A 25,860-nucleotide genomic window follows, 5' to 3' on the forward strand; every position below is an offset into this window, starting at 1 on the left:
AACACCGAATGAAAATTGCCATTGTTGGTTCTGGCATTGCCGGCCTGGGTGCTGCCCACGCCTTGCATGGCCATGCCCAGATCAGCCTGTTTGAGGCGGGAGACTACTTTGGCGGCCACACCCACACCGTGGACGTGACCTTGCCCAGCGGCGGCCAGCCGACCACCCACGGCGTGGACACCGGGTTTTTGGTGTTCAACGAGCGCACCTACCCGGGGCTGATCGCCTTGCTGGCCGATTTGGGCGTGCCCAGCGCAGCGTCGGACATGTCGTTTTCGGTGCAAGTGCCGCGCCCCGATGGGTCGCCCGGCTTGGAATGGAACGGGGCCACCCTCAACACCGTGTTTGCCCAGCGCAGCAACTTGCTGCGCCCGCGCTTTTGGGCCATGTTGCGCGATGTGCTGCGCTTCAACACCCTGGCCAGCGGCCTGGCCGAGCAAGGCAAAGATGCCGAGTTGCAACAGCCCTTGGAAGATTTTTTGGCCGCGCACCAGTTTGGCCCGGTGTTTCGCGACTGGTATTTGCTTCCGATGTTGGGCAGCATTTGGAGCTGCCCCACCGATCAAATGCTGCGCTTTCCGGTGGCCACCTTGATCCGCTTTTGCCACAACCATGGCCTGATCCAGGTCAACAACCGACCGCGCTGGCACACCGTGCGCGGCGGGGCGCGCCAGTATGTGTCGCGCATCACCGAGCGCATCGACGACAAACGCTTGCGCACACCGGTGCGGCGCATCGAGCGCACTGCGGCAGGCGTGAGGGTGTTCACCGACGCTGGCCCCGAAGCCTTTGACCATGTGGTGCTGGCCTGCCATGCCGACCAAGCCCTGGCCTTGCTGGCCCAACCCAGCTTGGAAGAAGCCAGCACCTTGGCGGCCATTCGCAGCCAGCCCAATGAAGCGGTGTTGCACACCGATGCCTCGGTGATGCCCCAGCGCAAATTGGCCTGGGCGGCCTGGAACTATGAGCGCAGCACCGAGACCGCGCGCGAACAGCAACAGGTGTGCTTGCACTACTGGATCAACCAATTGCAGCCCTTGCCGTTTGACCAAGCGGTGATCGTCTCGCTCAACCCCTTGCGCGAGATCGACCCGGCCTGCGTGCTGGGCCGCTACGCATACGACCACCCCGTGTTCGACCTGGCCGCCATCGCGGCGCAGCGCCACATGGCGGCCTTGCAAGGCCAACAACGCACCTGGTATGCCGGTGCATGGCTGGGTTATGGCTTTCACGAAGATGGCTTGCGCGCCGGTCAAGCCGCCGCGCGCGGCATCTTGAGCGCGGGCATGGCCGGGCCCCGTTCATGAGCCACGCCTGGATGCCCCGCGCGCCGATCGGGCCCTTGCTGGGGTTTGGCCAGGTGCGCCATGCGCGCTTGAAGCCCCAAGCCCATGCCTTTGCCTACCCCACTTATTTTTTGATGCTGCCCATGCGCCATCTGCAAGCCCATGGCGGCGGGGCTTTGGCGCTGAACCGGCGCGCCGCGCTGAGCTTTCACGACGCCGACCACGGCGACGGCCGCAGCGCCGCTGAAGGCGGGTCTTTGGCCTGGGTGCTCGAATTGCTGGCGCGCGAAGGCATCGACGACGCCGATGGCGAGGTCTGGCTGCACTGCTACCCCCGGGTTCTGGGCTATGCCTTCAAACCTGTGAGTTTTTGGTATTGCCACCGCCAAGACCACAGCCTGCGCGCCATCGTGGTGGAGGTGAACAACACCTTTGGCGAGCGCCATTGTTATTTGTTGCCCACGCCCCTTTGGGGGGTGGAGCAAACCGCGTCCAAGGTGTTCCATGTGTCGCCGTTTTGCCACATCGAAGGCGTTTACCGTTTTCGCTTCATGCGCACCCAGCGCGATGAGGGCGAACGCACGGTGGTGCGCATCGACCACGACGACGCTTTAGGCCCGCTGCTGCAAACCAGCGTCAGCGGGGACTTGGTGCCGGTGAGCGCGCACAGCCTTCGGCGCGCCGTGTGGCGCTACCCCTTGATGACCTGGGGCGTGATCACCCGCATCCACTGGCAGGCCTTGAAACTGTGGTGGCAGCGCATCCCGTATGTGCCCAAACCGCATCGCCCCTCTGAATTTGTCACCCGTTGAGCTGAGCTGAAACGATGAACACCTCCACCGCGCCGCAGCACCGCCTGCCCACCGACATGCCCTTGGCTGCACGCCGGGTGTTGCCCTTACTGCAAAAACTCCAACATGGCCGCTTGCACCTGCGCCTGCCCGATGGCAGCGAGTCGGTGTACGGCCACAGCGAACACCCCAGCGCCAGCCTGGTGGTACACGACTGGGGCGTGTTTGCCGCCGCCATGCGCAGCGGCGACATTGGCTTTGCCGAGTCGTTCATCGCGGGCGAATGGGAAACCCCCGATTTGTGCGCCCTGTTGCGCGTGTTCATTGCCAACCGCAACGCGCTGGAGGCCGTGATTTACGGCCGCTGGTGGGGCCAGTTGGCGCACCGCTTGCGCCATTGGCTCAACCGCAACACACGCACCAACAGCCGCAAAAACATCCATGCCCATTACGACCTGGGCAATGCCTTCTACAGCCTGTGGTTGGACGAGACCATGAACTACTCGTCGGCCTGGTTCGATGGCAACCCGATGCTGCCCATGGCCCAAGCGCAAGACGCCAAAGTGCGCCGGGCGCTGCGCATGGTCAACCTCACGCCGGGACACAACCAGCGCCTGCTCGAAATTGGCTGCGGCTGGGGGGCACTGGCTGAAATGTCCACCCGCGAATGGGGCGTGGACTTCACTGGCGTGACGCTGAGCGATCAGCAACTCGCACATGCCCAAAAGCGCTTGAACGATCAGGGCTTGGGGGCGCAGGCGCAGTTTCGCTTGCAAGACTACCGCGACATCAGCGATGCCCCCTTCGATGCCATTTGCTCGATCGAGATGATCGAGGCGGTGGGCCAAGCCTACTGGCCCACTTATTTTGAGACCGTGGCGCGTTTGCTCAAACCCGGCGGCCGCGCTTGCATCCAAAGCATTGTGATCGCCGACACCTACTTTGATCGCTATGTGCGCGGCACCGACTTCATCCAGCAGTACATCTTTCCTGGTGGCTGCTTGCCGTCGCCCAGCGCGTTTCGCCAACAGGCCCAAGCTGCGGGACTGCGCGTGGTCGACGAGTTTGCGTTTGGTGTGGACTATGCCCACACCTTGCGCCTGTGGCGTGAGCGCTTCATGCAGGTCAAGCCGCAGGTGCTGGCTTTGGGCTTTGACGAGCGCTTTGTGCGCATTTGGCAGTTTTATTTGGCGTATTGCGAAGCCGCCTTCATGGAAGCCAACACCGACGTGGTGCAGTACACCTTGCTCAAGCCATGAACGGGCGGCGCCGAGCCTTGGCCTTGACCGCCCTGTGCGCCGCTGGGTGTGCACTTGCACCCGTGCAAGCGGGCCCGCCCAGCCCATCAGGACCACGCCCCTCCGTCACCAGTGCAGACAGCGGGCTGACCCCCAGTGCGGCTTTGTCCGCAGGGCTGACGCGCTGGTTGGGCACACCCCAGTTGCTGGGCCAAGCGAACTTTCGCTACTTTGGTTTTTCGGTGTACCAGGCCCAGCTGTGGGTGGCACCAGGCAAGGGCGACCCCGCGCAAGCGTGGGCGCAGCAACCGGTGGTGCTGTCGCTGCGCTACCAACGCGCCCTGCCAGGGCCAGCGATTGCCCAGCGCAGCATCGAGGAGATGCGCCGCCACCCGTCGATGCCCGAAGCTGCTGCAGCGACCTGGCTGGCGCAGTTGCAAACCCTGCTGACCGATGTGCGCGAAGGCGAGCGACTGGTCGGCGTCTACGACCCCGCCAAAGGCCTGCAAATGTGGCATGAAGGTGCCGAATTGCGCGCACTGGGCAGCTCTTCAGACACCTTGTTGGCCCGGGTTTTCATGGGCATTTGGCTCGACCCGTCAACCTCTGCGCCCGAAATGCGCCAGCAATTGCTGGGCCTGGCCAAACCGTGACGACCGCGCCTTGGCCATTGGGCCACGCCGATCTGGCGCGCTTGGGCGCGATGGGTTTCCCCCTGGCCTTTGTCGCCCTGCCTTTGTACGTGGTACTGCCACACCACTATGCCAACACCTACGCCCTGCCGCTGTCGTGGATCGGCGCTTTGCTGCTGGCCGCGCGCTTGGGCGACGCCTTCATCGACCCCTGGTTGGGGCGCTGTACCGACGGCTGGTTTGCCCAAGCCAGCACCCGGGTGTTGGCCTGGGCACGCGCGTGCAGCGTGTTGTTGAGCGTGGGCTTGGTGCTGCTGTTTTTTCCGCACGGGGTCTTGCCCGTGCCCGCTTCGCCGGGGGGCTTGATGGGTGTGGCCAGCCTGGCTTTGGTGGCTTGCTGCCTGGGCCTGAGCACCTTGAGTTTGGCCCACCAATCCTGGGGGGCGCGGCTCGGTGGCAATGAAGCGCAACGCAGCCGCTTGGTGGGCTGGCGCGAAGGCCTGGGCCTGTGGGGGGTGATCTGCGCCAGCGTGTTGAGTGCCACGGCTGGCGTGGGGGCCATGGTGGTGGTGTTTGTGCTGGCCTTGGCAATGGCGCTGTGGGCTTGGCACCATGCACCAACACCAACAACACACGCTCACGCAGTTTTCACTGCAAATGCCAGTGCATCCGCGCTCGCACCGCGCACGGGGGACCAAGGCGGCATGGGTGCACCTTTGCAGCATGCGCTGTTTCGCGGTTTGCTGGCGGTGTTTGTGCTCAATGGCATTGCCAGCGCCATCCCCGCCACCTTGGTGCTGTTTTTTGTGCAAGACCGTTTGCAAGCGGCACCCGGGCAAGAGGGCATTTTTTTGGCCTTGTACTTTTGCGCCGCCGCCGTGTCCATGCCACTTTGGTTGCGCGCTGTGCAGCACCTGGGCTTGGTGCGGTGCTGGCTGCTGGGCATGGGGCTGGCCATGGCGGTGTTCATCTGGACCTTGGCCTTGGGGGCTGGCGACACCCTGGCCTTTGGCTGGGTGTGTGTGTTGTCGGGCTTGGCCTTGGGTGCAGATGTGATCGCCCCCGGCGCTTTGCTCACCGGCGTGGTGCAGCGTTTGGGTCAGGCGCAAACTCACCAAGGCCTTTACTGGGGCTGGTGGCAGGTCGCCACCAAACTCAACCTGGCCTTGGCCGCCGGACTCACCTTGCCCGCCTTGCAGTGGTGGGGCTACACACCAGGGCAACACGATGCCACCGGGCTCTGGACGCTCAGCTGCGCTTATGGCCTAATTCCTTGCCTGCTCAAAGCCGCAGCCGCGCTGTGCCTGTGGCTGCACCGGCACGCATTGACCCCACCACCCCCCTTGGAGACCCCCCCATGAAGCGTCGCTCCCTGTTGCTGGCTGCCCCGGTTGCCGCTGTTGCCACTTTGGCCGGTTGTGCGGGCCCGCGCATCGAAGAGCTGGCCCAAGAGTTGCCGCGCCTGGACCTGCGCCAGTATTTCAACGGCATGGTCGATGCCTGGGGCATCTTCACCGATCGCAACGGCAAAGTGGTCAAGCGCTTCACGGTGGTGATGGACTGCCGCTGGAGTGGCGAGGAAGGCGTGCTCGACGAGCAATTCATTTACAGCGACGGCACCCGCCAAAGGCGCGTCTGGCGCTTGCGCCATTTGGGCCAGGGGCGCTACAGCGGTCGCGCCGACGACGTGATCGGCGAAGCCCAGGGCCAAACCCAAGGCAATGCGTTTCAATGGGGCTACACCCTGGCCTTGCCGGTCGATGGCCGGGTGTGGGAGGTGCAGTTCGACGATTGGATGTACCTGATGGACGAGCGCGTGATGCTGAACAAAGCGCGCATGAGCAAATGGGGCGTTCACCTGGGCGATGTCACCCTGTCGTTCACCAAACGAGGCGGGGCATGACGCCTGCCCCACGTCGCATAGATGCAGTGGCTGGCGCCTGCCCCTTCGGCATGGGCCGCATCAGCACCCATGTGTGCGGTAGCGGTATCGACAACTGCATCAAGCTTTGCGGCATGGACATCGCCATGGAGCGCACATGGCTTTGAACCCCACGTTGGCATCTTGGCGCGGTCAACGGGTGTGGTTGATTGGCGCCTCCAGCGGCATAGGCCTGGCCTGTGCCCAGGCCTTGCACCAGGCTGGGGCCAGCGTGTGTGTGTCGGCGCGCAAAGCCGCGGCCCTGGACGGGTTTGTGGCCCAACACCCCGGCGCGCGCGCCCTGGCGATGGATGTGACCGATGCCGATAGCGTGGCCCAAGCCGCCAGCGCCGCCTGGGGTGAAAAAGGCCTGGATTGGGTGGTGTATTGCGCCGGCCACTACCAAGCCCACGAGGCCACCGCCTTTGATCTGCCCGACATGCTGCGCCACCAAGATGTGAACTACACCGGCGCGCTGCGCGTGCTCGACGTTTTACTGCCGCGCTTGTTGGCGCAAGGGCACGGGCATGTGAGCCTGGTGTCGAGCGTGGCCGGCTACAGGGGCCTGCCCAAAAGCCTGGCCTATGGGCCGACCAAAGCCGCCCTCACCCATTTGGCCGAGGCCTTGTACTTCGACCTGCACCCGGCGGGCTTGGGGGTCAGCGTGGTCAACCCCGGCTTTGTGCAAACCCCGCTGACGGCGCAAAACGACTTCCACATGCCGGCCCTGATGCAACCCGCCGACGCCGCCCAATGCATGTTGCAAGGCTGGCAGAGCGGCGACTTTGAAATCCACTTTCCCAAGCGCTTCACCCGCTGGATGAAGCTGATGCGCATCTTGCCGTATGCGTGGTACTTCCCGCTGGTGGCCCGCATGACCCGCCCTCGCCCATGAGCACGCCCACCACCCCAATGGCAGATGACGTGCCGGCCACGGACCTGGCAGACATTGAGCGCTTTTTTGCTGAGATGACACCCGCGCACTTGACCCGCATGGGCGATGTGTACAGCGTTGATGCGTGGTTCAAAGACCCGTTCAACGAGGTCCAAGGCGTGGACGCGGTGCGCGGTATTTTTCAGCACATGTACGACAGCTTGAACCAGCCACGCTTCATCGTGACCGCCCGGGTGGTGCAAGGCCACCAATGCTTTTTGACCTGGGACTTTGTGTTTGGCATCCGCGGCCAAAGCAGCGAGATCACGGTGCGCGGTGCCTCGCATTTGTGGCTCGCGCCCGGCACCGATGGGCGCTGGCGCATCCAGCGCCACCGCGACTACTGGGACGTGGCCGAAGAGTTGTATGAAAAACTGCCGCTGTTGGGCGGCTTGATGCGCTGGCTCAAGCGGCGCGTGAACGCACCGGCACGCTGATCAAGTGGGGGCGGGTGCGGTGTCGCTGAAGCTGCTGCGCTGGCTCAAGCGCTCGAGCAGCTTATCCAAGGACGGGTGATCGCTGCGCCAATCGATGTGGGCAAAGCGAAAGTCCAAGTAGCCCAGGGCACAACCCACGGCAATATCGGCCAGGCTGAAATGCGTGCCCGAGCAAAAACTGCGCTCGCCCAAGCCGCGGGCCATGGCACTCAAGGACAAATGGATTTTGTCCATTTGCCGCGCCACCCAGGCGGGGCTGCGTTGGCCTTCTTCGCGCCCAGGCCAGGTGTTTTCCAAACGGGCCAAGATGGCCGCATCGAGCAAGCCATCGGCCAAAGCCTCCCAGGTTTTGATTTCTGCGCGCTCGCGCCCAGAGGTGGCGATGAGCTTGCCCACCGGCGACAAGGTGTCCAGGTATTCGACGATGACCCGCGAGTCAAACAAGGCCTCGCCACCTTCCATGATCAAGCAAGGCACTTTGCCCAAAGGGTTGGACAGGCTGATCGCGGTCTGCGCCGACCACACGTCTTCTAGAACCAATTGATAGTCGAGTTTTTTTTCGGCCATCACGATGCGCACTTTGCGAACGTAAGGGCTGGTGATGGCACCAATGAGTTTCATGCTGAGCGGTCAAAACGAAGTGGCCTTCATTCTATCGGTCACCGCGACCCGGATTCCCAAGACATTCCCCTGTTGACAACAGTCCCTGGCCTAAAATCAACCGATGAATCACTCTGCCATCACTGCTTTGTCGCCGCTGGACGGCCGCTACGCCAACAAACTCACCGCGTTGCGCGCTTTGATGAGCGAACAAGGCTATATGCACCGGCGTGTGCAAGTTGAAGTGGCTTGGTTGGTCGCCTTGAGTGAGGCGGGTTGGGCCGAATTCCCCCCACTCAGTGCCGCCGCGCGCAGCCATTTGCGCACCCTGGTTTCAGGCTTTGGCACCAGCGATGCCGCGGCCATCAAAGACATTGAGAAAACCACCAACCACGATGTCAAAGCGGTGGAATATTGGATCAAAGCGCAATGCCAACGCACTGATTTGACCGATGCGGTGCGCCAAGAGCTGGCCCCCGTGGTGGAGTTCATCCACTTTGCCTGCACCAGCGAAGACATCAACAACACCAGCCATGCCTTGCAACTGCAAGCCGCACGCGCCCAAGTGTTGCTGCCAGCGCTGCAACGCGTGCTGGGCCAGTTGCGCGCCATGGCCAGCACCCACGCCAGCGTGCCCATGCTCAGCCGCACCCATGGCCAAACCGCCACGCCGACCACCGTGGGCAAAGAGTTCGCCAATGTGGCCGTACGCTTGCAGCATGCGCACGACGCCATCGCGGCGGTGCGCTTGATGGCCAAGATGAATGGTGCGGTGGGCAACTACAACGCCCACCTGAGCGCTTGGCCCGAGATGAATTGGGAGGCCTTTGCCCGCCGTGTGGTCGAAACCCCCGACCACCCCGATGCCGCTGCCCCCTTTGGCCTGGGCTTGCACTTTCAGGCCTACAGCACGCAAATTGAGCCGCACGACCACATGGCCGAGTTGTTCGATGCGGTGGCGCGGGCCAACACCATCTTGATCGACCTGGCGCGCGACGTTTGGGGCTATGTGTCGCTGGGCTACTTCAAGCAACGCTTGAAAGCTGGTGAGATTGGCTCGTCGACCATGCCACACAAAGTCAACCCGATTGATTTTGAAAACGCCGAGGGCAACTTGGGGCTGGCCAATGCGCTGTTGCGCCACATGAGTGAAAAGCTGCCCATCAGCCGTTGGCAGCGCGACCTGAGCGACAGCACGGTGCTGCGCAACATGGGCGTGGCCCTGGGGCATGCGGTGCTGGCCTACCAGTCGCTGAGTGTGGGGCTGGACAAGCTCGAGCTCAATGCCGAAGCCTTGCAAGCCGATTTGGACAACGCCTGGGAGGTGTTGGCCGAGCCGATCCAAACCGTGATGCGCCGCTACGGTGTGGCTGGCGCTTACGAACAACTCAAAGAGGTCACCCGCGGCAAACAGGTGCGGCCACAAGACCTGCATGCGCTGATTGAGCGCTTGGCCATCCCCGCTGATGCCAAAGCGCGCTTGCTGGCCCTCACGCCCGCCACCTATGTGGGCATGGCGGCGAGCCTGGCCCAACGCCAGGCTTGAGATGGCCATCAAATCCACCATCTTCAAGGCGCAGCTGCAGATCGCCGACATCGATCACAGCTATTACGCCGATCACGCCTTCACCCTGGCGCGCCACCCCAGCGAAACCGACGAACGCATGATGGTGCGCTTGGTGGCCATGGCGCTGCATGCGCATGAGTTGCAAGACACCTGCCATGGCGACGGCCATTTGCTGTTTGGCGCGGGCCTGTCCGACCCCAACGAACCCGATGTCTTGCTGCGCGACTTCACCGGGCGCCCCCGCTGGTGGATAGAGGTGGGGCAACCGCAAGACAAGCCCTTGCTCAAAGCCTGTGGCTTGGCCGACCAGGTGTGCGTCTACGCTTTTCACCACGCGGCGGATGTGTGGTGGCGCGGCATCCAAAATGCTTTGATCAAACCGCGCAACTTGCAAGTCTGGCGCATCCCCGCCGACACCGCTCAAGCGCTGGTCGGCCTGGCCGAGCGCAGCATGTCTTTGCAAGCCACGGTGCAAGAAGGTGTGCTGATGCTGGGCAATGCCCGTGGCACGGTGAATGTGGAATGCGAGCGTTGGCGGTGAGTCACCGCCTGCGGGGTTCAAGCGCCAGGGGTGTTCGCCGTGGGCGTTGCGGTCAAGTCAGCCGTCTGGCCTTTTTCGGTGGCGCGCTCGGCGTAGCGGTTGAAGCGCCAGGAATCCGCACTCAAGGTGATGCGCCGCCACGTGGCGCGTTTGGCGCCCGGGCCCATCTCGGTCCAGCGCTGCACCTCGTCAAAACTGCGCCCGCACCCTTTGCACCAGGCGTCGCCTTGGCTGGTCGAGCAAATGGCAATGCACGGTGTGTCGGGGGTGGTGTCGTACCAGGTGCGCCAAGCAGCCATGGCCTTGCTCGGAAACCCCTTTTCGGCCACTTCATCCTCGTGGTGGTAGACCATCAAGGCATACACCTCGGCCAAGGCGCGGATTTCAGGGGCCAAGGTGATGCCGTCGGGCGAGGGCTTGCGCTCGCGCCAAAAATTAATGGCGGCTTCGATGTCGGTGATGTGAATGGCATCCATGGGGGGGTGCATGATAGAGCATCACCCCAGCACACCATGAGCCATCGCATGCACGCCAGCACGCCCTGTGGCATGCCCTGTGGTGTGCGCCGGGGCTGGGCATGAAGCTCTTGCTCAAGTGGTTGCTCAGCGCCACGGCTTTGATGGCTTTGTCAGAGCTGCACCCCGGCATTGAGGTCGCCCACTTTGCCGTGGCGCTGTCGGCGGCGCTGGTGATTGGTTTGCTCAACCTGCTGCTGCGCCCCTTGCTGGTGCTGCTGACCCTGCCGGTGACTTTGGTCAGCTTGGGGCTGTTTGTATTTGTGATCAATGCATTCTTATTTTGGATAGCGGCCGAATTGCTCACCGACTTTCGCGTCAACAGCTTTGGTGACGCCTTGGTGGGCTCGCTGATTTATTCGGCCCTGGGCATGCTGATCGACTCAGCGCTGAAGCAATTGTTCCCGCCGAAGTGAGTCGAGTTCGCGCAAATTGGCGTCAATGATTGACGCCTCGATGTGATCGCCGCGTTCCATTTGCCCGTCGCGGGTTTTTTGCTGAACCAAGGCCTGGGCGGCACGCAAACGGTCTTGGGCACCAGTCACATCGTGTTGCAACCAATGCACCTGGGCCTGGGCGCGGATGGCGCGCAAGGTTTTGCCCTGGCACTGCAAAGCCTGTGACAACAGTGACCAGGCCAGGGTGTCGCGGGCTCTGTCCAGCATCCACGCTTCCAGCTCTTGCGAGGCCGTGGCGCACTGCGGGGTTTGGCCCAATGCCAAGCGAGCTTGAGCCAGCCACAGCACCTCCGAGCGGCTTTGGCGCGACAACTGGCCTTGCAAAACGTCCACCGCCGCTTGCGCTTGTCCCGTGTGCAACGCCACCTCGGCGCGCACACCACGCCACCACACCGGCGCAGAAGACGCCAGCAAGGGCCCGAGTCGCTCCAACTTTTGCTGCGCTGGCAGCGCTTGTTTCAAACGCAGATCGGACAGCACCGCGGCATAGAGCACGGCAGCCTGGCGCTGAGGCGCATAAGTGTCCAAATCGCTGTCTTGCGCTGCCTCAGACAACCGGCGCATGCCCTCCACGCTGGTTTGCACCAAAGCACGCGCGCGCGCGCCGGTCAGCGCATCGTCCCAATCGGCCTGCGCAGGCTTGCCCTGGGCCAAACCCGGTTGGCGCAATTGCATGTCGGCAATGCGCTCGGTGGTCAACGGGTGGCTGCGCAAATAAGGGTAGTTGCCACGGTCATTCAAGCGCGCAGCGATTTGTAGCTTTTCAAACATGCCGACAAAACCTTGGGTGTCAAACCCCGCGTCGGCCATCACCCCAAAGCCCACGCGGTCGGCCTCGCGCTCCATGTCGCGCGAAAAATTCAACTGGGTTTGGATGGCCAAGGCTTGCCCGCCCGAGATCATGGCGGTGCCCGCCGTGGGGCTTTTGCTGGCCGCCAAAATGGCCAGCAGCATGGCCCCCATCAACAGCGGCGACTGCTGGCTTTGGCGCGACATCAAACGCGCGATGTGGCGCTGGGTCACGTGGGTGAGCTCATGCGCCAACACCGAGGCCAATTCGTGGCGATTGGCCACCGTGGCCATCAGCCCCAAATGCACCCCCAAATAGCCGCCGGGCAGGGCAAAGGCATTGACGCTCGGGTCGCGGATCAGGCTCACCTCCCAGGCAAAACGCTGTTGCAACTCGGCTGACATTTCGCCGCGCGCGCGCGCGGCCGCCATCAAACGCGTCCAAATTTGTTGCACCTGCTCTCCCAGCAAGGGGTCGTCCAGGTAGTCGGGGTCTTTGTAAATTTCGCGCATGATGCTGTCGCCGATGCGCCGCTCCGAGACCAATGAAATATCGCCCGCATCGCCCAAACTGGGCAAGCGGGATGGGGACACGCCTTGGGCCTGTGACAAGGGCAGGGGCAACGCGAGCAGGCCCGCACACAGCGCGGCCGCAGGGGGCACACAGCAGCAGCGGCGGATCCAGCGGGTGAGGGCAAAGAAGGTGTTCATGACCGTATGATGGCCATGTTACCCCTGCGCCCGCCACGGAGCGCACCCCAGCAACCCGATTGGCAAACCCACCATGTCTGAACTCACCCACTTTGATGCCCATGGCCAAGCCCACATGGTTGATGTGGCACAAAAGGCCCACACCCACCGCGTGGCCGTGGCCCAAGGCCGCATCCACATGCAGCCCCGCACCCTGGACCTGATCGCCCACGGCAACGCCAAAAAAGGCGATGTGCTGGGCGTGGCCCGCTTGGCCGGCATCATGGCCGCCAAAAAAACCAGCGACCTCATCCCCTTATGCCACCCCTTGGCCCTAACCCGGGTGACGGTCAGTTTTGAGCTGGATCACGAAACGCACAGCGTGTGGTGCAAAGCCAGCGCCGAAACCATGGGCCCAACCGGCGTCGAAATGGAAGCCCTCACCGCCGTGCAAGTGGCTTTACTGACCATTTACGACATGTGCAAAGCCGTGGACAGGGGCATGACCATCAACGATGTGAAGCTGATGGAAAAGCACGGGGGCAAGAGCGGGAGTTTTGTGGCGCAGTAGTCATTTGATCTGCCTGCGCTCGATGGTCAACGGAGCGTATGTGACCTTGGCCGCTTCAGGCATAACAAAGCCCGCAATGGCCCGGGTAGGCCATGGCGGGCTTGGATAAAACCTAAGCGGTCTTACTTGCCAGTTTTGGGGGCGCCACCACCACCACCAGTGCTGCCTGCTGCAGGTGCGCCACCAGCTGCGGGAGCGCCACCACCAGTGCTGCCACCGGCTTTAGGAGCGCCACCAGCTGCGGGTGCGCCACCGGTGCCACCGGCTTTGGGTGCGCCGCCAGCTGCAGGTGCTCCGCCAGCTGCAGGTGCTCCGCCAGCAGGTGCCTGGCTGATAGCAGCCAAGCTGGTTGTCAAAAATGCAGCAGCGACCAAAGTCTTGATAGTTTTCATGTTTAATCCTTGAAATAAACAGTTAACGCAGAAAATTGCGCAGGCAAATATTAACAAAGACCAGATCAAAACAAAATAATTGCCAATACTCACAAAAACACACGTTTTGTGGGCCCGGCTCAGGGCGTTGACCGCCCTGCAGCCCCACCCCGTTGAAAGAGATGGTCTCAGGGTTGGTGCGGCGGTGCCATTTTGTTGACCTCGTCTTTGAGGTCATCAATGGCCAATCTGATCAAGCGGCTCATCTCGTGCAAGGCTTCACGGTGGGTTTCAAAGACTTGATGCAAAACATACGAATCCGGCTCGAGTTTGACAAAGTCATCATGGGCGAGGACATGATGCAACTGGTCTTGTTCAATCAAATACCAACCACTTTTGATTTCCATGGGCACCTCTTAAATTCGGACAAAGGTCAACGGGCTTCACCCGACTGAATGTATTTTTTAAAGTCTTTGTTCAGCTTTTCTTGCGTTTGCGCATTCAGCGCCGCCAAGGGTGGGCGCACACGCAGCCAATCCGCATCGCGATAGTGGGTGGCCGTCAGGTATTTGAGTGCGGGGACCGCTGGCAGGCCTTGGATCATGTGATCAAACTCCTCTAAGCGCTGATCGTCGGTACCAATTTTGTTCCCCGCTACCGAGACTTTTTGGGCGGCGTTGGACAAAACCATCCGCGCCATGAGCGCAGGCAGCAAGTTGGCGTAGCTGGACAAGCTGGCGTGTATGCCCAAATTGGCCAGCACATGGGTGTTCATGTCTTGGTTGGAAATGACCGGAATTTTGGGCAGGAAAGAGCGCACCCAATCCATGGTGTGGCTGGCGTTGTGGCTTTGGTCAATCAAGCCTTGGAAGACGCCGGCATGCTTGTCCAACAACTCGCTGAGCACGCGCGGGTTGAGGTCTGCGGGGCCAGCGTTGACTTGCGAAGCCAAATACAGCTTGACACCCATGGGACCCACTTTTTGAACAATGTGGTCGAAAAAATTAAACAAGCCTTGATCGGTGGCCTCTGGCCCAGCGGGCGGTGGTGTCAGGATGTAGCCATGCAAGCCCAATTCGTGGGCGTCGCGAATCAGCTTGACGGTGTCGGTGAGGTTGGCAAAAGCAACATGCAACAAAATATCGTTGCCAGCCACCCCATGTGACATCAATTGTTTGACCGCATCCAAGCGCTCGGCGGCGTTGAACGAGTCACCCTCGCCCACGTGGCTGAACATGACCACCCCTTGTATGCCTTTGGCAGCCAAGGTTTGCACGTGGGTAGATAGCTTCGAATGGTGGATGAACAGGTCTTCGGTCAAGGGGGTCAACAGTTCGACCCATAAACCCTGAAGTCCGGTGCCAGAGGTTGCCATGCGCGCTCCTTGGTAGGCCCAAATCATTTCTCCTGTGCGACCCCATGCAAGTGCAGGGCGCAAGAGGGCATTAGAACCGGTGCATTATGCGACCAATCACAGCGCGCAGCACCACCCGCTTGCACCCTTGCAACAACCAGGGAATTGGCGGTCAGCCGCGCCGTGCGCCACGTGCGGGCGCATACAACTCCAGCTTCGGCTCGGGCTTGGGCTCGGGTCTGGGCTCAGGTTTGGGCTCGGGTTTGTTTGTGGCTTTTTCACGCGCTGCCACCTCAGGGCGCGGCGGTTCAGCCTTCACCTCTTTGCGGGGCGCGGTCTTGATGGCACGTGGGATGGGTGGGGCTGAGGCTTCTATGCGGGGCATGGTGAGGCTTTCAAACGCAATGGCGCTACTGTAGGCCTTTTGTGGGGGCAGTGATCATGGTCAAGGACAAGCGTACCGGCAACCCAGCTCAAGAGGGGCGAGCTGAAAATGCCTGACACAAACGCTTCACCTTCCGAGCCTATGATGAAAGCCACCGTTTATTAGGCGGCCTGGGTCGCACTGTTTTTATGCCTTTGCTTCGTTTACCTGCCCCCTTGTGGCGTCACTGGTGTGCAGCCATCTCTTTGGTGATGTGCGCGGCCCAGCCCATGGCGGTTCAAGCGGCCCGGCCCATGAACACCGACGACGCCAATGTGGTCGACCCCAAAGGGTGTCAGCTGGAGACCTGGGTGCGACGCACGCGCAGCAGCACCGAGCAATGGGCCGTCCCCGGTTGCAACTTTTGGGGCGATGTGGAGTGGTCTCTCGGCGGGCAACAACGCAGCGATGACACGCCTTGGACTTCAGGGCTGCTGCTGGGTCAGGCCAAGAAACGTTGGCTGCGCCTGAGTGATGGCGATTGGGGTGTCTCCACCACGCTGGGCTTCATCAATACCCAGCCCACCAGCGACTTCAACGCGACCCAACGCGATATCTTCTTCAACGCCCCCATCACCCGCGCTTTGGGCCAAGACCGCTTTGTGCACCTCAACCTGGGGTGGGTGGCGCACAGCCGCGATGGCACTTCACGCCCCACCTGGGGTCTAGGGGGTGAGTGGCCTTTGAGCCCAAGCTTGGTCGCCATCTCCGAGGTGTATGCCGAGTCCACCACGCCCAGCCAATACCAAGTGGGTTTGCGCTTTTGGGTCAAACCCCAGCGGGTGCAAATTGACACCACCTACGGCAATGTGGTCGGCAGCGCCAGCGATCAGCAGTGGATCAGCATTGGCCTGCGCTTGTTGACACCGGCGTTTCTGCCCTGAGCCCCCTTCCTGGGTGATAAGCTCCAGTCCCTGTCGCGCCGCTATGGTGAATCATGTTTTTTTGAGGAGTGAACGATGGCCATGCCCTGGGAAGGGATTGTTTCTGCCGATGAAATCGCCGCCTACGAAGCCGCTGGTTTTGGTCGCCCACAGGCCCAGGGCAAACGCCCGGCCTTGCTCATCATCGATGTGCAGTACCGCACCGTGGGTACACAACGCCAGCCGTTTTGGGAGTCGATCAAAGAGTTCAAAACCTCTTGCGGCGTGGTGGGTTGGAATGCGGTGGACCACATCGCACCGCTGCTGGCCTTGTTCCGCGAAAAAAACCTGCCGGTGCTCTACCCCTATGTGGCACCGAAAGAAAATTTCGATGTGGGCCGCTTGGCCGAAAAAGTGCCCGCCTTGATGGGCGTGGCCGCGCACGGCTACCAGTTTGTGCCCGAGGTCGCACCGTTGCCGCATGATGTGCTGCTGCCCAAGAAACACCCGAGTGCTTTTTTTGGCACGCCCTTGGCCAGCTATTTGATCGACCTGCAAGTCGACAGCTTGGTGGTCACCGGTTGCACCACCAGCGGCTGCGTGCGTGGCAGCGTGGTCGATGCCTTTGCCTACAACTTCAAATGCACCGTGCCCATCGAGTGCGTTTACGATCGCAGTGCCACCAGCCATGCCGTCAACTTGTTTGACATGGCGGCCAAATATGCCGAGGTCAAACCCGTGGCCGAGGTGATGCAATACATCCGTTCTTTGCCCAAGGCTTCATCATGAAAAAATTTGACAACAAGTTCGACCGCTATCCGTTTTCACAACTGCCCAAGCGCCCCACCTACAGCTGGCCCAATGGCGCCAAGCTGGCGGTGTACTTTGCGCTGAACGTCGAGGCTTTTGAATTTGGCCGCAACCCCGGCCCCGACTTCACCTCGCTGCCGGCAGCACCGTTTCACCGTGGCTTTGCCTACCGCGACTATGGCAATCGTGTGGGCATTTGGCGCATTTTGGAGCTGTTCAACCGCTACCAAATTCCGCTGGCCATCCTGACCAACACCAGCGTGTACGACATTTGCCCCGAGGTGCTGGTGCCTTTCCGCGAGCGCGGCGACGAGTTTGTCGGCCATGGCCGCACCAACTCCGAGCGCCAAATCGACATGGACGAAGCCACCGAGCGCGCCATGCTGCAAGAGGTGCGCGATCGCTTCATTCAAGAAGAAGGCAAGGCCCCCAAGGGCTGGTTGGGCCCCTTCATTTCGCAAAGCGCCAAAACGCCCGAGCTGCTGCTCGAGACCGGCTACACCTACCAAATGGACTGGTTTTTTGACGAACAACCCCAGTGGTTCCGCACCGATCGCGGCCCGATCATGAGCGTGCCGTATCCGTCCATGGAGCTCAACGACATCCCGGCCTTCATCAACCGGGGCGCCAGCGATGGCGAGTTCACCACCATGATCACCGATGGCTTCAACCAACAACTCGCCGACGGCGAGCGCAACGGCTGGCCGCTGGTGTGTGGCGTGTCGCTGCACACCTTCTTGATGGGCCAACCGCATCGCGCCCACCAGCTGAAACTGATTTTGGAGCACATGGCGGCACAGCGCTCACGCGTGTGGTTCACCACTCCGGGCGAAATTGCCGACCATGTGTCTGCCTTGCCTGCGGGCACGGTGGCCATACCCTGAAAGGGCCCGCATAAGCATCAACGGCATTCGCCGGGCAGTTGTTTGGCCGGCAACAAGGTGCCCGCAGGAACGCTCAAGGTGGCGGGCAAGGCCACGCCTTCCCCCACACAGCGCCACGCCACCACGCCCTGGCTGGGCGGGGCAAACGAAGTGGTGCCATCTGGCAAAGCAGTGGGCGCAGCCCAGGTGCCCAAATAGGGCAGCAAATGGAACGCGCCATTGCCTGCTGCGGCGGTGGTTTTGACCGTGATCACCCCGGTTTTGGCGTCCACCGACAGACTGGCCACATTGGCCGTGGCAGCCGGTGCGCTGAAGCCGCTGGCATAGCCCGTGGCACTGGCGTTGGGGTTGCCACCATTGAGGTGCTCAACCACCGTGTTTTTGGCCGATGCCGCCAGGGACAAGCCCTCACCCACCCGGGCGCGCACCGCGTAATCGAGGTAAGCGGGCAAAGCAAATGCGGCCAAGATGCCAATGATGGCGATCACCACCATCAGCTCGATCAATGTGAAGCCCTTTTGGGCCGATGTGGGTTTCATATCGCCTCCCTGGTTTCGTTGTAAGAAAAACGATTCTAGGCAGGCGTCTCAAAAAGGCAAGCGCCGAGCGGCGCTGCCTTTATTCGGAGTGGTGCGCGGCGGCAGATTTTTTCTGCATGTACTTGCCAATTGCGTAAACGGCCAGGGCACCGACCACCGCGGCGGCGTAATGCAGCCACGGGGCAGCTTGCACGGTGTCGCGCAGCAGCACATCGCTGACGATGGTTTCACCACCCACCCAGCCGATCAAACACGCGCCAAACACGACGATGACGGGAAAGCGCTCCATCATCTTGATCATCAAGGTGCTGCCAAAAATCACCATGGGGATGCTGATCGCCAAGCCCAAAATCAACAAGGTTGTGGAGCCCTTGGCAGCGGCGGCCACGGCGATCACGTTGTCCAAGCTCATCACCAAGTCGGCGATCAAAATGGTGCGCACAGCCGCCATGAGGCTGCCGTACTCTTTGGCCTCACCCTCGTCTTCTTCTTGCTCACCCAACAGTTGCGCGCCAATCCACAGCAGCAACAAGCCGCCAATGATTTGCAGGCCTTTGAGCTCGAGCAACCATGCCGCCACCACCGTCAAAATGATGCGCAGCACCACGGCGGCACCTGAGCCAAACATGATGGCTTGCTTTTGCTGGTGGGGGGGAAGACTTCGGGCGGCCAGGGCAATGACCACGGCGTTGTCGCCCGACAAGATGATGTTGATCCAAATGATCTTGAGAAGGCCGATCCAAAACTCGGCCGTTTGCAGCATTTCCATGGCAATTCCTGTGTAGTGTGTTTTTTATGGGGCCGCCAGTGGCCGCCCATCAGGTGCGCAAAGTGTAACGGCCTTGCAGGTGCAAGGCCGTTGGTGCTTTTGCGGATGCGAGAGGCTTAAATCATGGCCTTGAGCAATTTACCCATTTCAGACGGGTTGCGGGTGATTTTGAATCCGCACTCTTCCATCACCGCCAGCTTGGCTTCGGCCGTGTCAGCGCCGCCGCTGATCAAGGCACCGGCGTGGCCCATGCGCTTGCCTGCAGGTGCGGTCACACCGGCGATGAAACCGACGATGGGTTTTTTCATGTTGGCTTTGCACCAGCGAGCCGCTTCGGCTTCGTCGGGTCCGCCGATTTCGCCAATCATGATGACGGCGTCGGTATCGGGGTCGTCGTTGAAAGCACGCATCACGTCGATGTGCTTCAAACCGTTGATCGGGTCGCCACCAATGCCCACCGCGCTGGACTGGCCCAAACCGATTTCGGTGAGTTGCGCCACCGCTTCATAGGTCAGCGTGCCAGAGCGAGACACCACGCCAATGCGGCCCTTGCGGTGGATGTGGCCGGGCATGATGCCGATCTTGATTTCATCGGGGGTGATGAGGCCCGGGCAGTTGGGGCCCAGCAGCAAAGTGCGTTTACCACCCGCCGCTTCTTTGGCCTTCATTTTGTTGCGCACCATCAGCATGTCGCGCACAGGGATGCCTTCGGTGATGCAAATCGCCAAATCGAGGTCGGCTTCCACCGCTTCCCAAATCGCTTCGGCTGCACCGGCGGGCGGCACATAAATCACGGAAACCGTTGCGCCGGTTTGCTTGGCGGCCTCTTTGACGGAAGCATAAATGGGGATGTTGAAGATGGACTCGCCCGCCTTCTTGGGGTTCACACCCGCGACGAAACAGTTTTTGCCGTTGGCGTATTCCTGGCACTTTTCGGTGTGGAATTGACCGGTTTTGCCGGTGATGCCTTGGGTGATGACCTTGGTGTCTTTATTGATGTAGATGGACATGATTCAAGCTTTCAATGCGGCAACGACTTTTTGCGCGGCCTCGGCCATGGTGTCGGCGCTGATGATGGGAAGGCCCGACTCGGCCAGCATCTTCTTGCCCAGGTCTTCGTTGGTGCCCTTCATGCGCACCACCAGTGGCACGGACAGGTTGACCGCTTTGCAGGCGGTGATCACGCCGTGGGCGATGGTGTCGCACTTCATGATGCCGCCAAAGATGTTGACCAAAATCGCCTTGACCTTGGGGTTCTTGAGCATGATCTTGAAAGCTTCGGTCACCTTCTCGGGGGTGGCGCCGCCGCCCACATCGAGGAAGTTGGCGGGCTCTGCGCCAAACAGCTTGATGGTGTCCATGGTCGCCATGGCCAAACCGGCACCGTTGACCAAGCAACCGATGTTGCCGTCCAAGGAGATGTAGGCCAGGTCGAACTTGGAGGCTTCGACTTCAGCGGGGTCTTCTTCGTCCAAGTCGCGGTAGGCGACGATCTCGGGGTGGCGGAACAAGGCGTTGGCGTCAAAGTTGAACTTGGCGTCCAAAGCGATGATGCCGCCTTTGCTGTCGCGGTTCAGTGGGTTGATTTCCACCAAGGAGGCGTCGGTGTCCATGTAGCACTGGTAGAGCTTTTGGAACACATCCACAGCTTGGGCGGTGGAGTCGGCGGGCAGGCCAATCGCGTTGGCGATTTTTGTGGCTTGTGCTTCACCCAAACCGGTGAGCGGATCAATGAACTCGGTGATGATTTTCTCGGGCGTGCTGTGTGCCACTTCCTCGATGTCCATGCCGCCTTCGCTGGACGCGATGAACGCGATCTTTTGCGTGGCGCGGTCGGTGACCACCGACACGTAATATTCTTTTTGAATGTCAGCGCCGTCTTCAATATAGAGGCGGCGCACTTTTTGACCCTCGGGGCCGGTTTGGTGGGTTTTGAGCTGCATGCCCAAAATCTCGCTGGCCAAGCGCTTGACGTCGTCAATGCTTTTGGCCACTTTCACGCCGCCGCCCTTGCCGCGACCACCGGCGTGTATTTGGGCTTTCACCACCCACACGGGGCCGCCGAGTTTTTGCGCGGCTTCGACCGCTTCTTGGACCGTGAAAGCCGCATGCCCGCGGGGCACGGGCACGCCAAACTGGCGCAGAATTTCTTTGCCTTGGTATTCGTGAATCTTCATGGGATCTCTCTGGGGACTTGCAAGGTATGAGGGCAGCGCAAAAGATGGGGCTCCTGGGCGCAGCGCACGGATCTTTCAACGCCCAGAAATGTATCATGCACCTCCACCTCAAGCTTTTGGCTGGCTTACACAATGGGCCCAAAGGCTTTTGAACACGGTTCTCACCCTCTCATTGATTTAAGTGGCTTTGACCCTGACCATTCATGAAGACAGTATTCATTGACGGCGAAGCCGGAACCACCGGGCTGCTCATCCGCGAGCGCTTGGCATCGCTATCCAATGTCAAATTGGTCAGCATTGACCCGGCCCAGCGCAAAGACCCCGCGGCCAAACGCGCCCTGATGGCGGGTGTGGATGCGGTCATTCTGTGTTTGCACGACGACGCAGCGCGTGAATCGGTGGCCATGATCGACGCCATGTCCGGCCATCAACCGCGCATCATCGACGCCTCGACCGCGCACCGCACCCAGCCAGACTGGGTGTATGGCTTTCCCGAGCTGACCCCGGGCCAGGCCGATCGGGTGCGCCAAGCCAGCCGCGTGGCCAACCCCGGGTGCTACGCCACTGGCGCGATTGCGCTGATTCGGCCTCTCATTGACGCTGGCTTGTTGCCACGCGACATGCCGCTTTGCTTGCCCAGCGTCAGCGGCTATTCGGGCGGCGGGCGCAGCATGATCGAGGCCTTCGAAGCCGGCCAAGCCCCCCTGTTTGAGGCCTATGCCCTGGGCTTGTCGCACAAACACGTGCCCGAAATCATGCATTGCACGGGCCTGAGCTGCCGCCCGCTGTTTGTGCCCAGTGTGGGCAACTTTCGCCAAGGCATGATCGTGCAGCTGCCCTTGCACTTGGCCAGCTTGCCCCAACGGGTGAGCGCCGCCGATTTGCACGACGCACTGGCCGCCCATTACGCCCAAACCAACAACCCCACCGACCCGAGCGTGGCCGTGCTCCCCCCCACTGACGATTTGAAGTTGGACGCCACCGCTTTGAACGACAGCAACCGCATGGAATTGCGGGTGTTTGCCAACGAAGCCCACGGCCATGTGGTGCTGATGGCGCGCCTGGACAACCTGGGCAAAGGCGCCAGCGGCGCTGCGGTGCAAAACCTGCGCTTGATGTTGGCCGTTTAGTCGTCCGACAAACCCGCCACCACTTGGCGCACCACATCACCCGAAAAACCCCGGCTGGCCAAAAACCTCGCCTGCTTGTTGCGCTCGGCACTGGTCGCTGCGAGTTGGCCAAACTTTTTTTGCCACACCGCCTGGGCCCGTGCCAGCTCGGAGCCTTTCAGACTGGCCATGGTTTCGGCCACCAATTCTGGGGACACGCCTTTGGCTTGCAACTCTTGGCGCAGCCGGCTGGCACCCAGCTTGCCCGAGCGCCGGTTGACCAAGGTTTCGACCACCCTGGCATCGTTGACCAAGCCCTTGGCCTCCAGTTGCGCCAAGGCTTGCTCAACTTCTTCGGGGCTGGCCTGTGCTGCCGTGAGTTTGTCGGTCAACTCTTGGCGCGAGTACTCGCGCTGCGCCAGCAAGCTGACCGCGCGGGCTTTGACCGATGGGGCTTTGTCTGGCGCCCCACCTTGGATGAGCTGAAAGGGCGCGCTCACTTGACCGCTTGCAATTTGGCCGGCTCAACCTCACCCGCCAACAAGGGAATGCCCAGCGACTCGCGCACTTTGTTTTCGATCTCGTAGGACAGATCGGGGTTTTCGCGCAAAAACTCACGGGCGTTGTCGCGGCCTTGGCCGATCTTTTCGCCCTGGTAGGCATACCAAGCGCCCGATTTTTCGATGATGCGCGCTTCCACGCCCATGTCGATGATCTCGCCATGGCGGCTGATGCCCTCGCCAAACAAGATGTCGAACTCGGCGGTTTTGAACGGGGGGGCCACTTTGTTTTTGACCACTTTGACCTTGGTCTCGTTGCCAATCGCGTCCTCGCCCTTTTTGATGGTGCCGGTGCGGCGAATGTCCAAGCGCACAGAGGCGTAAAACTTCAGGGCGTTGCCGCCGGTGGTGGTTTCGGGCGAGCCGAACATGACGCCGATCTTCATGCGGATTTGGTTGATGAAGATGACGGTGCAATTGGTTTTCTTGATGTGCGCGGTGAGTTTGCGCAGGGCTTGGCTCATGAGGCGGGCTTGCAGGCCGGGCAGGGAGTCGCCCATTTCGCCTTCCAATTCGGCCTTGGGCGTGAGGGCCGCCACCGAGTCGATGACGATCAGGTCGACCGCGCCAGAGCGCACCAGGCTGTCGACAATTTCCAGCGCTTGTTCGCCGGTGTCGGGCTGGCTGATGAGCAGCTCTTGCAGATTGACGCCCAGCTTTTGCGCGTACTGCACGTCCAAGGCGTGCTCGGCGTCGACAAAAGCGCAGGTGCCGGCTTGCTTTTGCATTTCGGCAATGACTTGCAAAGTGAGGGTGGTTTTGCCGGACGACTCCGGGCCGTAAATTTCGATGACCCGACCGCGTGGCAGGCCGCCCACGCCCAGCGCGATGTCCAGGCCCAGCGAGCCGGTGGAGACGACTTGGATGTCCTCGATCGCCTCGCCCTCACCCAGGCGCATGATGGTGCCCTTGCCAAATTGCTTTTCAATTTGGGCCAGCGCGGCTTGCAGGGCTTTGGCTTTTTCGGTGTTGGCGGGTTGGTTTTTCAGTGCGGCTTCCATGGCAATCTCCTTGAGGATCAACGGGTTGTGGTTTCGTTCGCACCTGGCTTGAAACACAGGCTGGATGCTTGAACAGTACTTTAACGCACGGGATGCCAGGAAGTAAACCCCATTTTTAGTCAGTTTGCCAGACTAATATTTGTGCGCGTTAGTGTTCGAAAGGACTCCGGTGCTGCTGTAAATCTGTTGTGAATCGACGCCTTACCGTTCTTGGTTGGGCGTTTTTATTTGGGTAAGCCCCATGCAACGACCGCTATGCGTGTGTCGCGTTAACTTTTGGGCGGCAAGTCAATTTTGAAATGCCTTTTTAAGATATCTGAAATATTCTCATAGCAAGAGCCAAAGCGCACGACTTCAAAAGTCTCAACATTCAACAAGGTAGAGGACTGCTTCCAAGGGTGGTATTTCATCAAGCCGTAATGGATGAAAATATCTGCAATAGCCTTGATTTCAGGTTCAATGTCGTCGCCATCAAATTTGGTTCCTGTCATCGACAAATTTGCCGATGAGCCGAATAAGGGAAATTTGTTTTGCCATGAAAGCTGAGTCAACTTCTCATGGAATTTGCCCGCATTGAGTAACATGACCAAGGTCTCGTTCTTGGTGCTGGCGTTGAGAGTTTCCGGGTCTAAACAGGTCAACATAGGATGGTCCATGTTGCATGGAGCCACGGCGCCCAATGGGAGATCGTATTCGCAAGTGATGCATTCAATCACATCACGGCCTTGCGCTGATAAGCGATAAACAGAGGTCGCTATATCGTGATTTGCGACCATCGCATTTAGTTTGCTCGATGCTCGTCGCTTGGTGTTGAAAATTTTTCTCAGTGACTCCCCAGATCCGCCAAGAATGGAGTAACCCACATCCATGGGCAATATGCCAATGCCACCCTGCCGCAAGATGTCAAATGAGCGCTGCGCATCGCCCGTAATGTCTCGAAATTGCATGGTGGTTATTCAGGTTTGATATTACTTTTTTTAACGATATCCGCATACTTCGCTAAATCACGCTTCATTTGCTCGCCAAGCAAATCGGGGGCGCCAGTCCAGGGTTCGTAGCCCAAGGCTGCCAAGCGCTCGCTCAACTCTGGTGCTTGAATTGTCCTGTTGATCTCGGTGTTTAGCTTAAGAACAATGTCGTTTGGCGTTTTTACAGGTGCCATGACACCAAACCACAGATCCACCTGATAGGTGGGGACGCCAGCCTCTGCCACAGTGGGCAAGTTAGGCATGGTTTTTGATCTTATGGCGGGGGCCACTGCCAATGCCCTCAGCTTTCCAGCTTCAATGTGTTGCTTTACCGCCCCCATGGTCATGAAAGCCACTTGGGTTTGGCCCGCCACCAAATCAGCAATGGCGGGACCAGCACCCTTGTATACGATATGAACGATGTCAGTCCCCGTCATCAGAGAAAACAAAGCAGCGGCCAAGTGCTGCGGTGTTCCGTTGCCCGCATTGGAGTAGTTGAGCTTGCCAGGCGTGGCCTTTGCCAAAGCGATGAGTTCACGCACATTGTTGGCTTTGACCGATGGATGAACCACCAAGACCATGGGGGCTGATGCCAACATTGCCACCGGGACAAAATCTTGCACAGGATCAAATGGCAGTTTTTGTAAGGCTGCATTGATGGGAATGGTATTGGCTGCCATCAATAGGGTATAGCCATCTGGACTGGCTTTGGCAACAATGTCAGCACCAATGTTGCCACCAGCTCCGGCTTTGTTGTCCACAACGATGGTTTGTCCCAAGACATCGCTTACTTTGGCCGATAACGAGCGGGCCAAAATGTCTGTACCACCGCCGGCCGCATATGGCACAACCAAACGCATAGGCTTATCTGGATATTTCTGTGCGTATCCACCAGAGGGCAGTATGCTCAGAAAGCCCACCAAAATCATGAAAGCAAACTCAAACCTTCTTGGTGACATACGTAATCCTTTGGGTATTGTGCAAGAGACGCATAGTATGTCATCCATAGACGCGTCACAATAACTACGGGCAGATGAAGCAAACCACTAGTGCCAACACCG

General features: G+C 60.3%; 32 protein-coding genes. 17 read left to right on the top strand and 15 right to left on the bottom strand.

Going from position 1 to position 25,860, the window contains the following annotated elements:
• Nucleotides 1–8 precede the first annotated feature (8 nt).
• From AC8GFZ_RS12685 to AC8GFZ_RS12725, 9 genes are read left to right on the top strand one after another with little or no spacing between them, the layout of a single operon-like run.
• The gene (locus tag AC8GFZ_RS12685) at nucleotides 9–1,307 is read left to right on the top strand and encodes an NAD(P)/FAD-dependent oxidoreductase (protein ID WP_506645262.1); all 1,299 of its coding nucleotides are present in this window, start codon (nucleotides 9–11) and stop codon (nucleotides 1,305–1,307) included.
• Nucleotides 1,304–2,098 carry a DUF1365 domain-containing protein gene (locus AC8GFZ_RS12690; protein ID WP_506645263.1) on the top strand — a complete coding sequence of 265 codons (795 nt, stop codon included), beginning with the start codon at nucleotides 1,304–1,306 and terminating at the stop codon, nucleotides 2,096–2,098. Before AC8GFZ_RS12685 ends, AC8GFZ_RS12690 begins: the two co-directional genes overlap by 4 nt.
• 14 nt (nucleotides 2,099–2,112) lie before the next feature.
• On the top strand, nucleotides 2,113–3,336 hold the full coding sequence (locus AC8GFZ_RS12695; protein WP_506645264.1) for a class I SAM-dependent methyltransferase: 1,224 nt from the start codon (nucleotides 2,113–2,115) through the stop codon (nucleotides 3,334–3,336).
• Complete coding sequence (locus AC8GFZ_RS12700) at nucleotides 3,333–3,968, top strand: chalcone isomerase family protein (RefSeq protein ID WP_506645265.1); 636 nt, start codon at nucleotides 3,333–3,335, stop codon at nucleotides 3,966–3,968. The genes AC8GFZ_RS12695 and AC8GFZ_RS12700 overlap by 4 nt, the downstream gene beginning before the upstream one ends.
• Nucleotides 3,965–5,308 (top strand): MFS transporter, encoded by a 1,344-nt coding sequence (locus AC8GFZ_RS12705; RefSeq protein WP_506645266.1) that lies wholly within the window; start codon nucleotides 3,965–3,967, stop codon nucleotides 5,306–5,308. The genes AC8GFZ_RS12700 and AC8GFZ_RS12705 overlap by 4 nt, the downstream gene beginning before the upstream one ends.
• A complete protein-coding gene (locus AC8GFZ_RS12710; protein ID WP_506645267.1) occupies nucleotides 5,305–5,850 on the top strand; it encodes a DUF3833 domain-containing protein in 546 nt (181 codons plus the stop codon). Before AC8GFZ_RS12705 ends, AC8GFZ_RS12710 begins: the two co-directional genes overlap by 4 nt.
• Nucleotides 5,847–5,996: a hypothetical protein gene (locus AC8GFZ_RS12715; protein ID WP_506645268.1), complete on the top strand. Its 150-nt coding sequence runs from the start codon at nucleotides 5,847–5,849 to the stop codon at nucleotides 5,994–5,996. The genes AC8GFZ_RS12710 and AC8GFZ_RS12715 overlap by 4 nt, the downstream gene beginning before the upstream one ends.
• The gene (locus AC8GFZ_RS12720) at nucleotides 5,987–6,763 is read left to right on the top strand and encodes an SDR family NAD(P)-dependent oxidoreductase (protein ID WP_506645269.1); all 777 of its coding nucleotides are present in this window, start codon (nucleotides 5,987–5,989) and stop codon (nucleotides 6,761–6,763) included. The genes AC8GFZ_RS12715 and AC8GFZ_RS12720 overlap by 10 nt, the downstream gene beginning before the upstream one ends.
• Nucleotides 6,760–7,239 carry a nuclear transport factor 2 family protein gene (locus AC8GFZ_RS12725; protein WP_506645270.1) on the top strand — a complete coding sequence of 160 codons (480 nt, stop codon included), beginning with the start codon at nucleotides 6,760–6,762 and terminating at the stop codon, nucleotides 7,237–7,239. Before AC8GFZ_RS12720 ends, AC8GFZ_RS12725 begins: the two co-directional genes overlap by 4 nt.
• Here the strand turns inward: AC8GFZ_RS12725 and AC8GFZ_RS12730 are convergent, their stop codons facing one another.
• On the bottom strand, nucleotides 7,240–7,860 hold the full coding sequence (locus tag AC8GFZ_RS12730; protein WP_506645271.1) for a glutathione S-transferase N-terminal domain-containing protein: 621 nt from the start codon (nucleotides 7,858–7,860) through the stop codon (nucleotides 7,240–7,242).
• A gap of 103 nt (nucleotides 7,861–7,963) precedes the next feature.
• Here AC8GFZ_RS12730 and purB point away from each other — a divergent pair, with 103 nt between their 5' ends.
• Both purB and AC8GFZ_RS12740 read left to right on the top strand, forming a co-directional pair.
• Nucleotides 7,964–9,385 carry an adenylosuccinate lyase gene (purB, locus tag AC8GFZ_RS12735; protein ID WP_506645272.1) on the top strand — a complete coding sequence of 474 codons (1,422 nt, stop codon included), beginning with the start codon at nucleotides 7,964–7,966 and terminating at the stop codon, nucleotides 9,383–9,385.
• A gap of 1 nt (nucleotide 9,386) precedes the next feature.
• On the top strand, nucleotides 9,387–9,947 hold the full coding sequence (locus tag AC8GFZ_RS12740; protein WP_506645273.1) for a YaeQ family protein: 561 nt from the start codon (nucleotides 9,387–9,389) through the stop codon (nucleotides 9,945–9,947).
• 17 nt (nucleotides 9,948–9,964) lie between these two features.
• Here the strand turns inward: AC8GFZ_RS12740 and AC8GFZ_RS12745 are convergent, their stop codons facing one another.
• Nucleotides 9,965–10,423: a DUF3717 domain-containing protein gene (locus AC8GFZ_RS12745; RefSeq protein WP_506645274.1), complete on the bottom strand. Its 459-nt coding sequence runs from the start codon at nucleotides 10,421–10,423 to the stop codon at nucleotides 9,965–9,967.
• A gap of 101 nt (nucleotides 10,424–10,524) precedes the next feature.
• On the opposite strand from AC8GFZ_RS12745, the gene AC8GFZ_RS12750 reads away from it, so the two are divergent.
• The gene (locus tag AC8GFZ_RS12750; protein ID WP_506645275.1) at nucleotides 10,525–10,878 is read left to right on the top strand and encodes a phage holin family protein; all 354 of its coding nucleotides are present in this window, start codon (nucleotides 10,525–10,527) and stop codon (nucleotides 10,876–10,878) included.
• On the opposite strand, the gene AC8GFZ_RS12755 is transcribed toward AC8GFZ_RS12750, so the two are convergent.
• Nucleotides 10,846–12,420 carry a M48 family metalloprotease gene (locus tag AC8GFZ_RS12755; RefSeq protein WP_506645276.1) on the bottom strand — a complete coding sequence of 525 codons (1,575 nt, stop codon included), beginning with the start codon at nucleotides 12,418–12,420 and terminating at the stop codon, nucleotides 10,846–10,848. The two genes, AC8GFZ_RS12750 and AC8GFZ_RS12755, sit on opposite strands and share 33 nt — an antisense overlap.
• 73 nt (nucleotides 12,421–12,493) lie before the next feature.
• Here AC8GFZ_RS12755 and moaC point away from each other — a divergent pair, with 73 nt between their 5' ends.
• The gene (gene moaC, locus AC8GFZ_RS12760; protein WP_506645277.1) at nucleotides 12,494–12,970 is read left to right on the top strand and encodes a cyclic pyranopterin monophosphate synthase MoaC; all 477 of its coding nucleotides are present in this window, start codon (nucleotides 12,494–12,496) and stop codon (nucleotides 12,968–12,970) included.
• Between the two features lie 122 nt (nucleotides 12,971–13,092).
• Here moaC and AC8GFZ_RS12765 read toward each other — a convergent pair whose 3' ends face one another.
• The 4 genes from AC8GFZ_RS12765 to AC8GFZ_RS12780 form a co-directional block, all read right to left on the bottom strand.
• Entirely contained in the window at nucleotides 13,093–13,362 is a 270-nt protein-coding gene (locus tag AC8GFZ_RS12765) for a hypothetical protein (RefSeq protein WP_506645278.1), read from the bottom strand.
• Nucleotides 13,363–13,529: 167 nt separating this feature from the next.
• Complete coding sequence (locus tag AC8GFZ_RS12770; protein WP_506645279.1) at nucleotides 13,530–13,748, bottom strand: hypothetical protein; 219 nt, start codon at nucleotides 13,746–13,748, stop codon at nucleotides 13,530–13,532.
• 26 nt (nucleotides 13,749–13,774) lie between these two features.
• Complete coding sequence (locus AC8GFZ_RS12775) at nucleotides 13,775–14,716, bottom strand: dihydrodipicolinate synthase family protein (RefSeq protein WP_506645281.1); 942 nt, start codon at nucleotides 14,714–14,716, stop codon at nucleotides 13,775–13,777.
• 151 nt (nucleotides 14,717–14,867) lie between these two features.
• Entirely contained in the window at nucleotides 14,868–15,080 is a 213-nt protein-coding gene (locus AC8GFZ_RS12780) for a hypothetical protein (RefSeq protein ID WP_506645282.1), read from the bottom strand.
• 215 nt (nucleotides 15,081–15,295) lie between these two features.
• Between AC8GFZ_RS12780 and AC8GFZ_RS12785 the strand changes: the two genes are divergently transcribed.
• The 3 genes from AC8GFZ_RS12785 to AC8GFZ_RS12795 all read left to right on the top strand — a co-directional run bounded on the left by AC8GFZ_RS12785 (nucleotide 15,296) and on the right by AC8GFZ_RS12795 (nucleotide 17,676).
• A complete protein-coding gene (locus AC8GFZ_RS12785; RefSeq protein WP_506645283.1) occupies nucleotides 15,296–16,003 on the top strand; it encodes a PA4824 family protein in 708 nt (235 codons plus the stop codon).
• A gap of 75 nt (nucleotides 16,004–16,078) precedes the next feature.
• A complete protein-coding gene (locus AC8GFZ_RS12790) occupies nucleotides 16,079–16,771 on the top strand; it encodes an isochorismatase family protein (RefSeq protein ID WP_506645284.1) in 693 nt (230 codons plus the stop codon).
• Nucleotides 16,768–17,676: a polysaccharide deacetylase family protein gene (locus tag AC8GFZ_RS12795; RefSeq protein ID WP_506645285.1), complete on the top strand. Its 909-nt coding sequence runs from the start codon at nucleotides 16,768–16,770 to the stop codon at nucleotides 17,674–17,676. Before AC8GFZ_RS12790 ends, AC8GFZ_RS12795 begins: the two co-directional genes overlap by 4 nt.
• A gap of 17 nt (nucleotides 17,677–17,693) precedes the next feature.
• On the opposite strand, the gene AC8GFZ_RS12800 is transcribed toward AC8GFZ_RS12795, so the two are convergent.
• The 4 genes from AC8GFZ_RS12800 to sucC all read right to left on the bottom strand — a co-directional run bounded on the left by AC8GFZ_RS12800 (nucleotide 17,694) and on the right by sucC (nucleotide 21,161).
• Nucleotides 17,694–18,215, bottom strand: coding sequence for a pilin (locus tag AC8GFZ_RS12800; RefSeq protein ID WP_506645286.1), 522 nt, complete (start codon nucleotides 18,213–18,215; stop codon nucleotides 17,694–17,696).
• 79 nt (nucleotides 18,216–18,294) lie between these two features.
• Nucleotides 18,295–18,984 (bottom strand): TerC family protein, encoded by a 690-nt coding sequence (locus AC8GFZ_RS12805; RefSeq protein ID WP_506645287.1) that lies wholly within the window; start codon nucleotides 18,982–18,984, stop codon nucleotides 18,295–18,297.
• 116 nt (nucleotides 18,985–19,100) lie between these two features.
• On the bottom strand, nucleotides 19,101–19,994 hold the full coding sequence (gene sucD / locus AC8GFZ_RS12810) for a succinate--CoA ligase subunit alpha (RefSeq protein WP_506645288.1): 894 nt from the start codon (nucleotides 19,992–19,994) through the stop codon (nucleotides 19,101–19,103).
• A 3-nt stretch (nucleotides 19,995–19,997) separates the two neighbouring features.
• A complete protein-coding gene (gene sucC, locus AC8GFZ_RS12815; RefSeq protein WP_506645289.1) occupies nucleotides 19,998–21,161 on the bottom strand; it encodes an ADP-forming succinate--CoA ligase subunit beta in 1,164 nt (387 codons plus the stop codon).
• 203 nt (nucleotides 21,162–21,364) lie between these two features.
• Here sucC and argC point away from each other — a divergent pair, with 203 nt between their 5' ends.
• The gene (gene argC, locus AC8GFZ_RS12820) at nucleotides 21,365–22,291 is read left to right on the top strand and encodes an N-acetyl-gamma-glutamyl-phosphate reductase (protein ID WP_506645290.1); all 927 of its coding nucleotides are present in this window, start codon (nucleotides 21,365–21,367) and stop codon (nucleotides 22,289–22,291) included.
• Here the strand turns inward: argC and recX are convergent.
• From recX to AC8GFZ_RS12840, 4 genes are all read right to left on the bottom strand, one after another.
• Nucleotides 22,288–22,770 (bottom strand): recombination regulator RecX, encoded by a 483-nt coding sequence (gene recX / locus AC8GFZ_RS12825; protein ID WP_506645291.1) that lies wholly within the window; start codon nucleotides 22,768–22,770, stop codon nucleotides 22,288–22,290. The genes argC and recX overlap by 4 nt on opposite strands.
• A complete protein-coding gene (recA, locus tag AC8GFZ_RS12830; RefSeq protein WP_506645292.1) occupies nucleotides 22,767–23,831 on the bottom strand; it encodes a recombinase RecA in 1,065 nt (354 codons plus the stop codon). Before recA ends, recX begins: the two co-directional genes overlap by 4 nt.
• 269 nt (nucleotides 23,832–24,100) lie before the next feature.
• Nucleotides 24,101–24,778, bottom strand: coding sequence for a Sua5/YciO/YrdC/YwlC family protein (locus tag AC8GFZ_RS12835; RefSeq protein WP_506645293.1), 678 nt, complete (start codon nucleotides 24,776–24,778; stop codon nucleotides 24,101–24,103).
• A 5-nt stretch (nucleotides 24,779–24,783) separates the two neighbouring features.
• Nucleotides 24,784–25,728, bottom strand: a complete 945-nt coding sequence (locus AC8GFZ_RS12840) for a tripartite tricarboxylate transporter substrate binding protein (protein ID WP_506645294.1) — start codon at nucleotides 25,726–25,728, stop codon at nucleotides 24,784–24,786.
• Nucleotides 25,729–25,860 lie beyond the last annotated feature (132 nt).

This window comes from Limnohabitans rimovensis (SeqCode), assembly GCF_965234775.1.
In the GTDB taxonomy this organism is placed as follows: Bacteria; Pseudomonadota; Gammaproteobacteria; order Burkholderiales; family Burkholderiaceae_C; genus Limnohabitans; species Limnohabitans rimovensis.

Excerpts from the sequence above, each read along its gene's own strand:
- AC8GFZ_RS12685 (WP_506645262.1), top strand. The coding sequence starts at position 9 with ATGAAAATTGCCATTGTTGGTTCTGGCATTGCCGGCCTGGGTGCTGCC.
- AC8GFZ_RS12690 (WP_506645263.1), top strand. The coding sequence starts at position 1,304 with ATGAGCCACGCCTGGATGCCCCGCGCGCCGATCGGGCCCTTGCTGGGG.
- AC8GFZ_RS12695 (WP_506645264.1), top strand. The coding sequence starts at position 2,113 with ATGAACACCTCCACCGCGCCGCAGCACCGCCTGCCCACCGACATGCCC.
- AC8GFZ_RS12700 (WP_506645265.1), top strand. The coding sequence starts at position 3,333 with ATGAACGGGCGGCGCCGAGCCTTGGCCTTGACCGCCCTGTGCGCCGCT.
- AC8GFZ_RS12710 (WP_506645267.1), top strand. The coding sequence starts at position 5,305 with ATGAAGCGTCGCTCCCTGTTGCTGGCTGCCCCGGTTGCCGCTGTTGCC.
- AC8GFZ_RS12715 (WP_506645268.1), top strand. The coding sequence starts at position 5,847 with ATGACGCCTGCCCCACGTCGCATAGATGCAGTGGCTGGCGCCTGCCCC.
- AC8GFZ_RS12720 (WP_506645269.1), top strand. The coding sequence starts at position 5,987 with ATGGCTTTGAACCCCACGTTGGCATCTTGGCGCGGTCAACGGGTGTGG.
- AC8GFZ_RS12725 (WP_506645270.1), top strand. The coding sequence starts at position 6,760 with ATGAGCACGCCCACCACCCCAATGGCAGATGACGTGCCGGCCACGGAC.
- AC8GFZ_RS12730 (WP_506645271.1), bottom strand. The coding sequence starts at position 7,860 with ATGAAACTCATTGGTGCCATCACCAGCCCTTACGTTCGCAAAGTGCGC.
- purB (WP_506645272.1), top strand. The coding sequence starts at position 7,964 with ATGAATCACTCTGCCATCACTGCTTTGTCGCCGCTGGACGGCCGCTAC.
- AC8GFZ_RS12740 (WP_506645273.1), top strand. The coding sequence starts at position 9,387 with ATGGCCATCAAATCCACCATCTTCAAGGCGCAGCTGCAGATCGCCGAC.
- AC8GFZ_RS12745 (WP_506645274.1), bottom strand. The coding sequence starts at position 10,423 with ATGGATGCCATTCACATCACCGACATCGAAGCCGCCATTAATTTTTGG.
- AC8GFZ_RS12750 (WP_506645275.1), top strand. The coding sequence starts at position 10,525 with ATGAAGCTCTTGCTCAAGTGGTTGCTCAGCGCCACGGCTTTGATGGCT.
- AC8GFZ_RS12755 (WP_506645276.1), bottom strand. The coding sequence starts at position 12,420 with ATGAACACCTTCTTTGCCCTCACCCGCTGGATCCGCCGCTGCTGCTGT.
- moaC (WP_506645277.1), top strand. The coding sequence starts at position 12,494 with ATGTCTGAACTCACCCACTTTGATGCCCATGGCCAAGCCCACATGGTT.
- AC8GFZ_RS12765 (WP_506645278.1), bottom strand. The coding sequence starts at position 13,362 with ATGAAAACTATCAAGACTTTGGTCGCTGCTGCATTTTTGACAACCAGC.
- AC8GFZ_RS12770 (WP_506645279.1), bottom strand. The coding sequence starts at position 13,748 with ATGGAAATCAAAAGTGGTTGGTATTTGATTGAACAAGACCAGTTGCAT.
- AC8GFZ_RS12775 (WP_506645281.1), bottom strand. The coding sequence starts at position 14,716 with ATGGCAACCTCTGGCACCGGACTTCAGGGTTTATGGGTCGAACTGTTG.
- AC8GFZ_RS12780 (WP_506645282.1), bottom strand. The coding sequence starts at position 15,080 with ATGCCCCGCATAGAAGCCTCAGCCCCACCCATCCCACGTGCCATCAAG.
- AC8GFZ_RS12790 (WP_506645284.1), top strand. The coding sequence starts at position 16,079 with ATGGCCATGCCCTGGGAAGGGATTGTTTCTGCCGATGAAATCGCCGCC.
- AC8GFZ_RS12795 (WP_506645285.1), top strand. The coding sequence starts at position 16,768 with ATGAAAAAATTTGACAACAAGTTCGACCGCTATCCGTTTTCACAACTG.
- AC8GFZ_RS12800 (WP_506645286.1), bottom strand. The coding sequence starts at position 18,215 with ATGAAACCCACATCGGCCCAAAAGGGCTTCACATTGATCGAGCTGATG.
- AC8GFZ_RS12805 (WP_506645287.1), bottom strand. The coding sequence starts at position 18,984 with ATGGAAATGCTGCAAACGGCCGAGTTTTGGATCGGCCTTCTCAAGATC.
- sucD (WP_506645288.1), bottom strand. The coding sequence starts at position 19,994 with ATGTCCATCTACATCAATAAAGACACCAAGGTCATCACCCAAGGCATC.
- sucC (WP_506645289.1), bottom strand. The coding sequence starts at position 21,161 with ATGAAGATTCACGAATACCAAGGCAAAGAAATTCTGCGCCAGTTTGGC.
- argC (WP_506645290.1), top strand. The coding sequence starts at position 21,365 with ATGAAGACAGTATTCATTGACGGCGAAGCCGGAACCACCGGGCTGCTC.
- recA (WP_506645292.1), bottom strand. The coding sequence starts at position 23,831 with ATGGAAGCCGCACTGAAAAACCAACCCGCCAACACCGAAAAAGCCAAA.
- AC8GFZ_RS12835 (WP_506645293.1), bottom strand. The coding sequence starts at position 24,778 with ATGCAATTTCGAGACATTACGGGCGATGCGCAGCGCTCATTTGACATC.
- AC8GFZ_RS12840 (WP_506645294.1), bottom strand. The coding sequence starts at position 25,728 with ATGATTTTGGTGGGCTTTCTGAGCATACTGCCCTCTGGTGGATACGCA.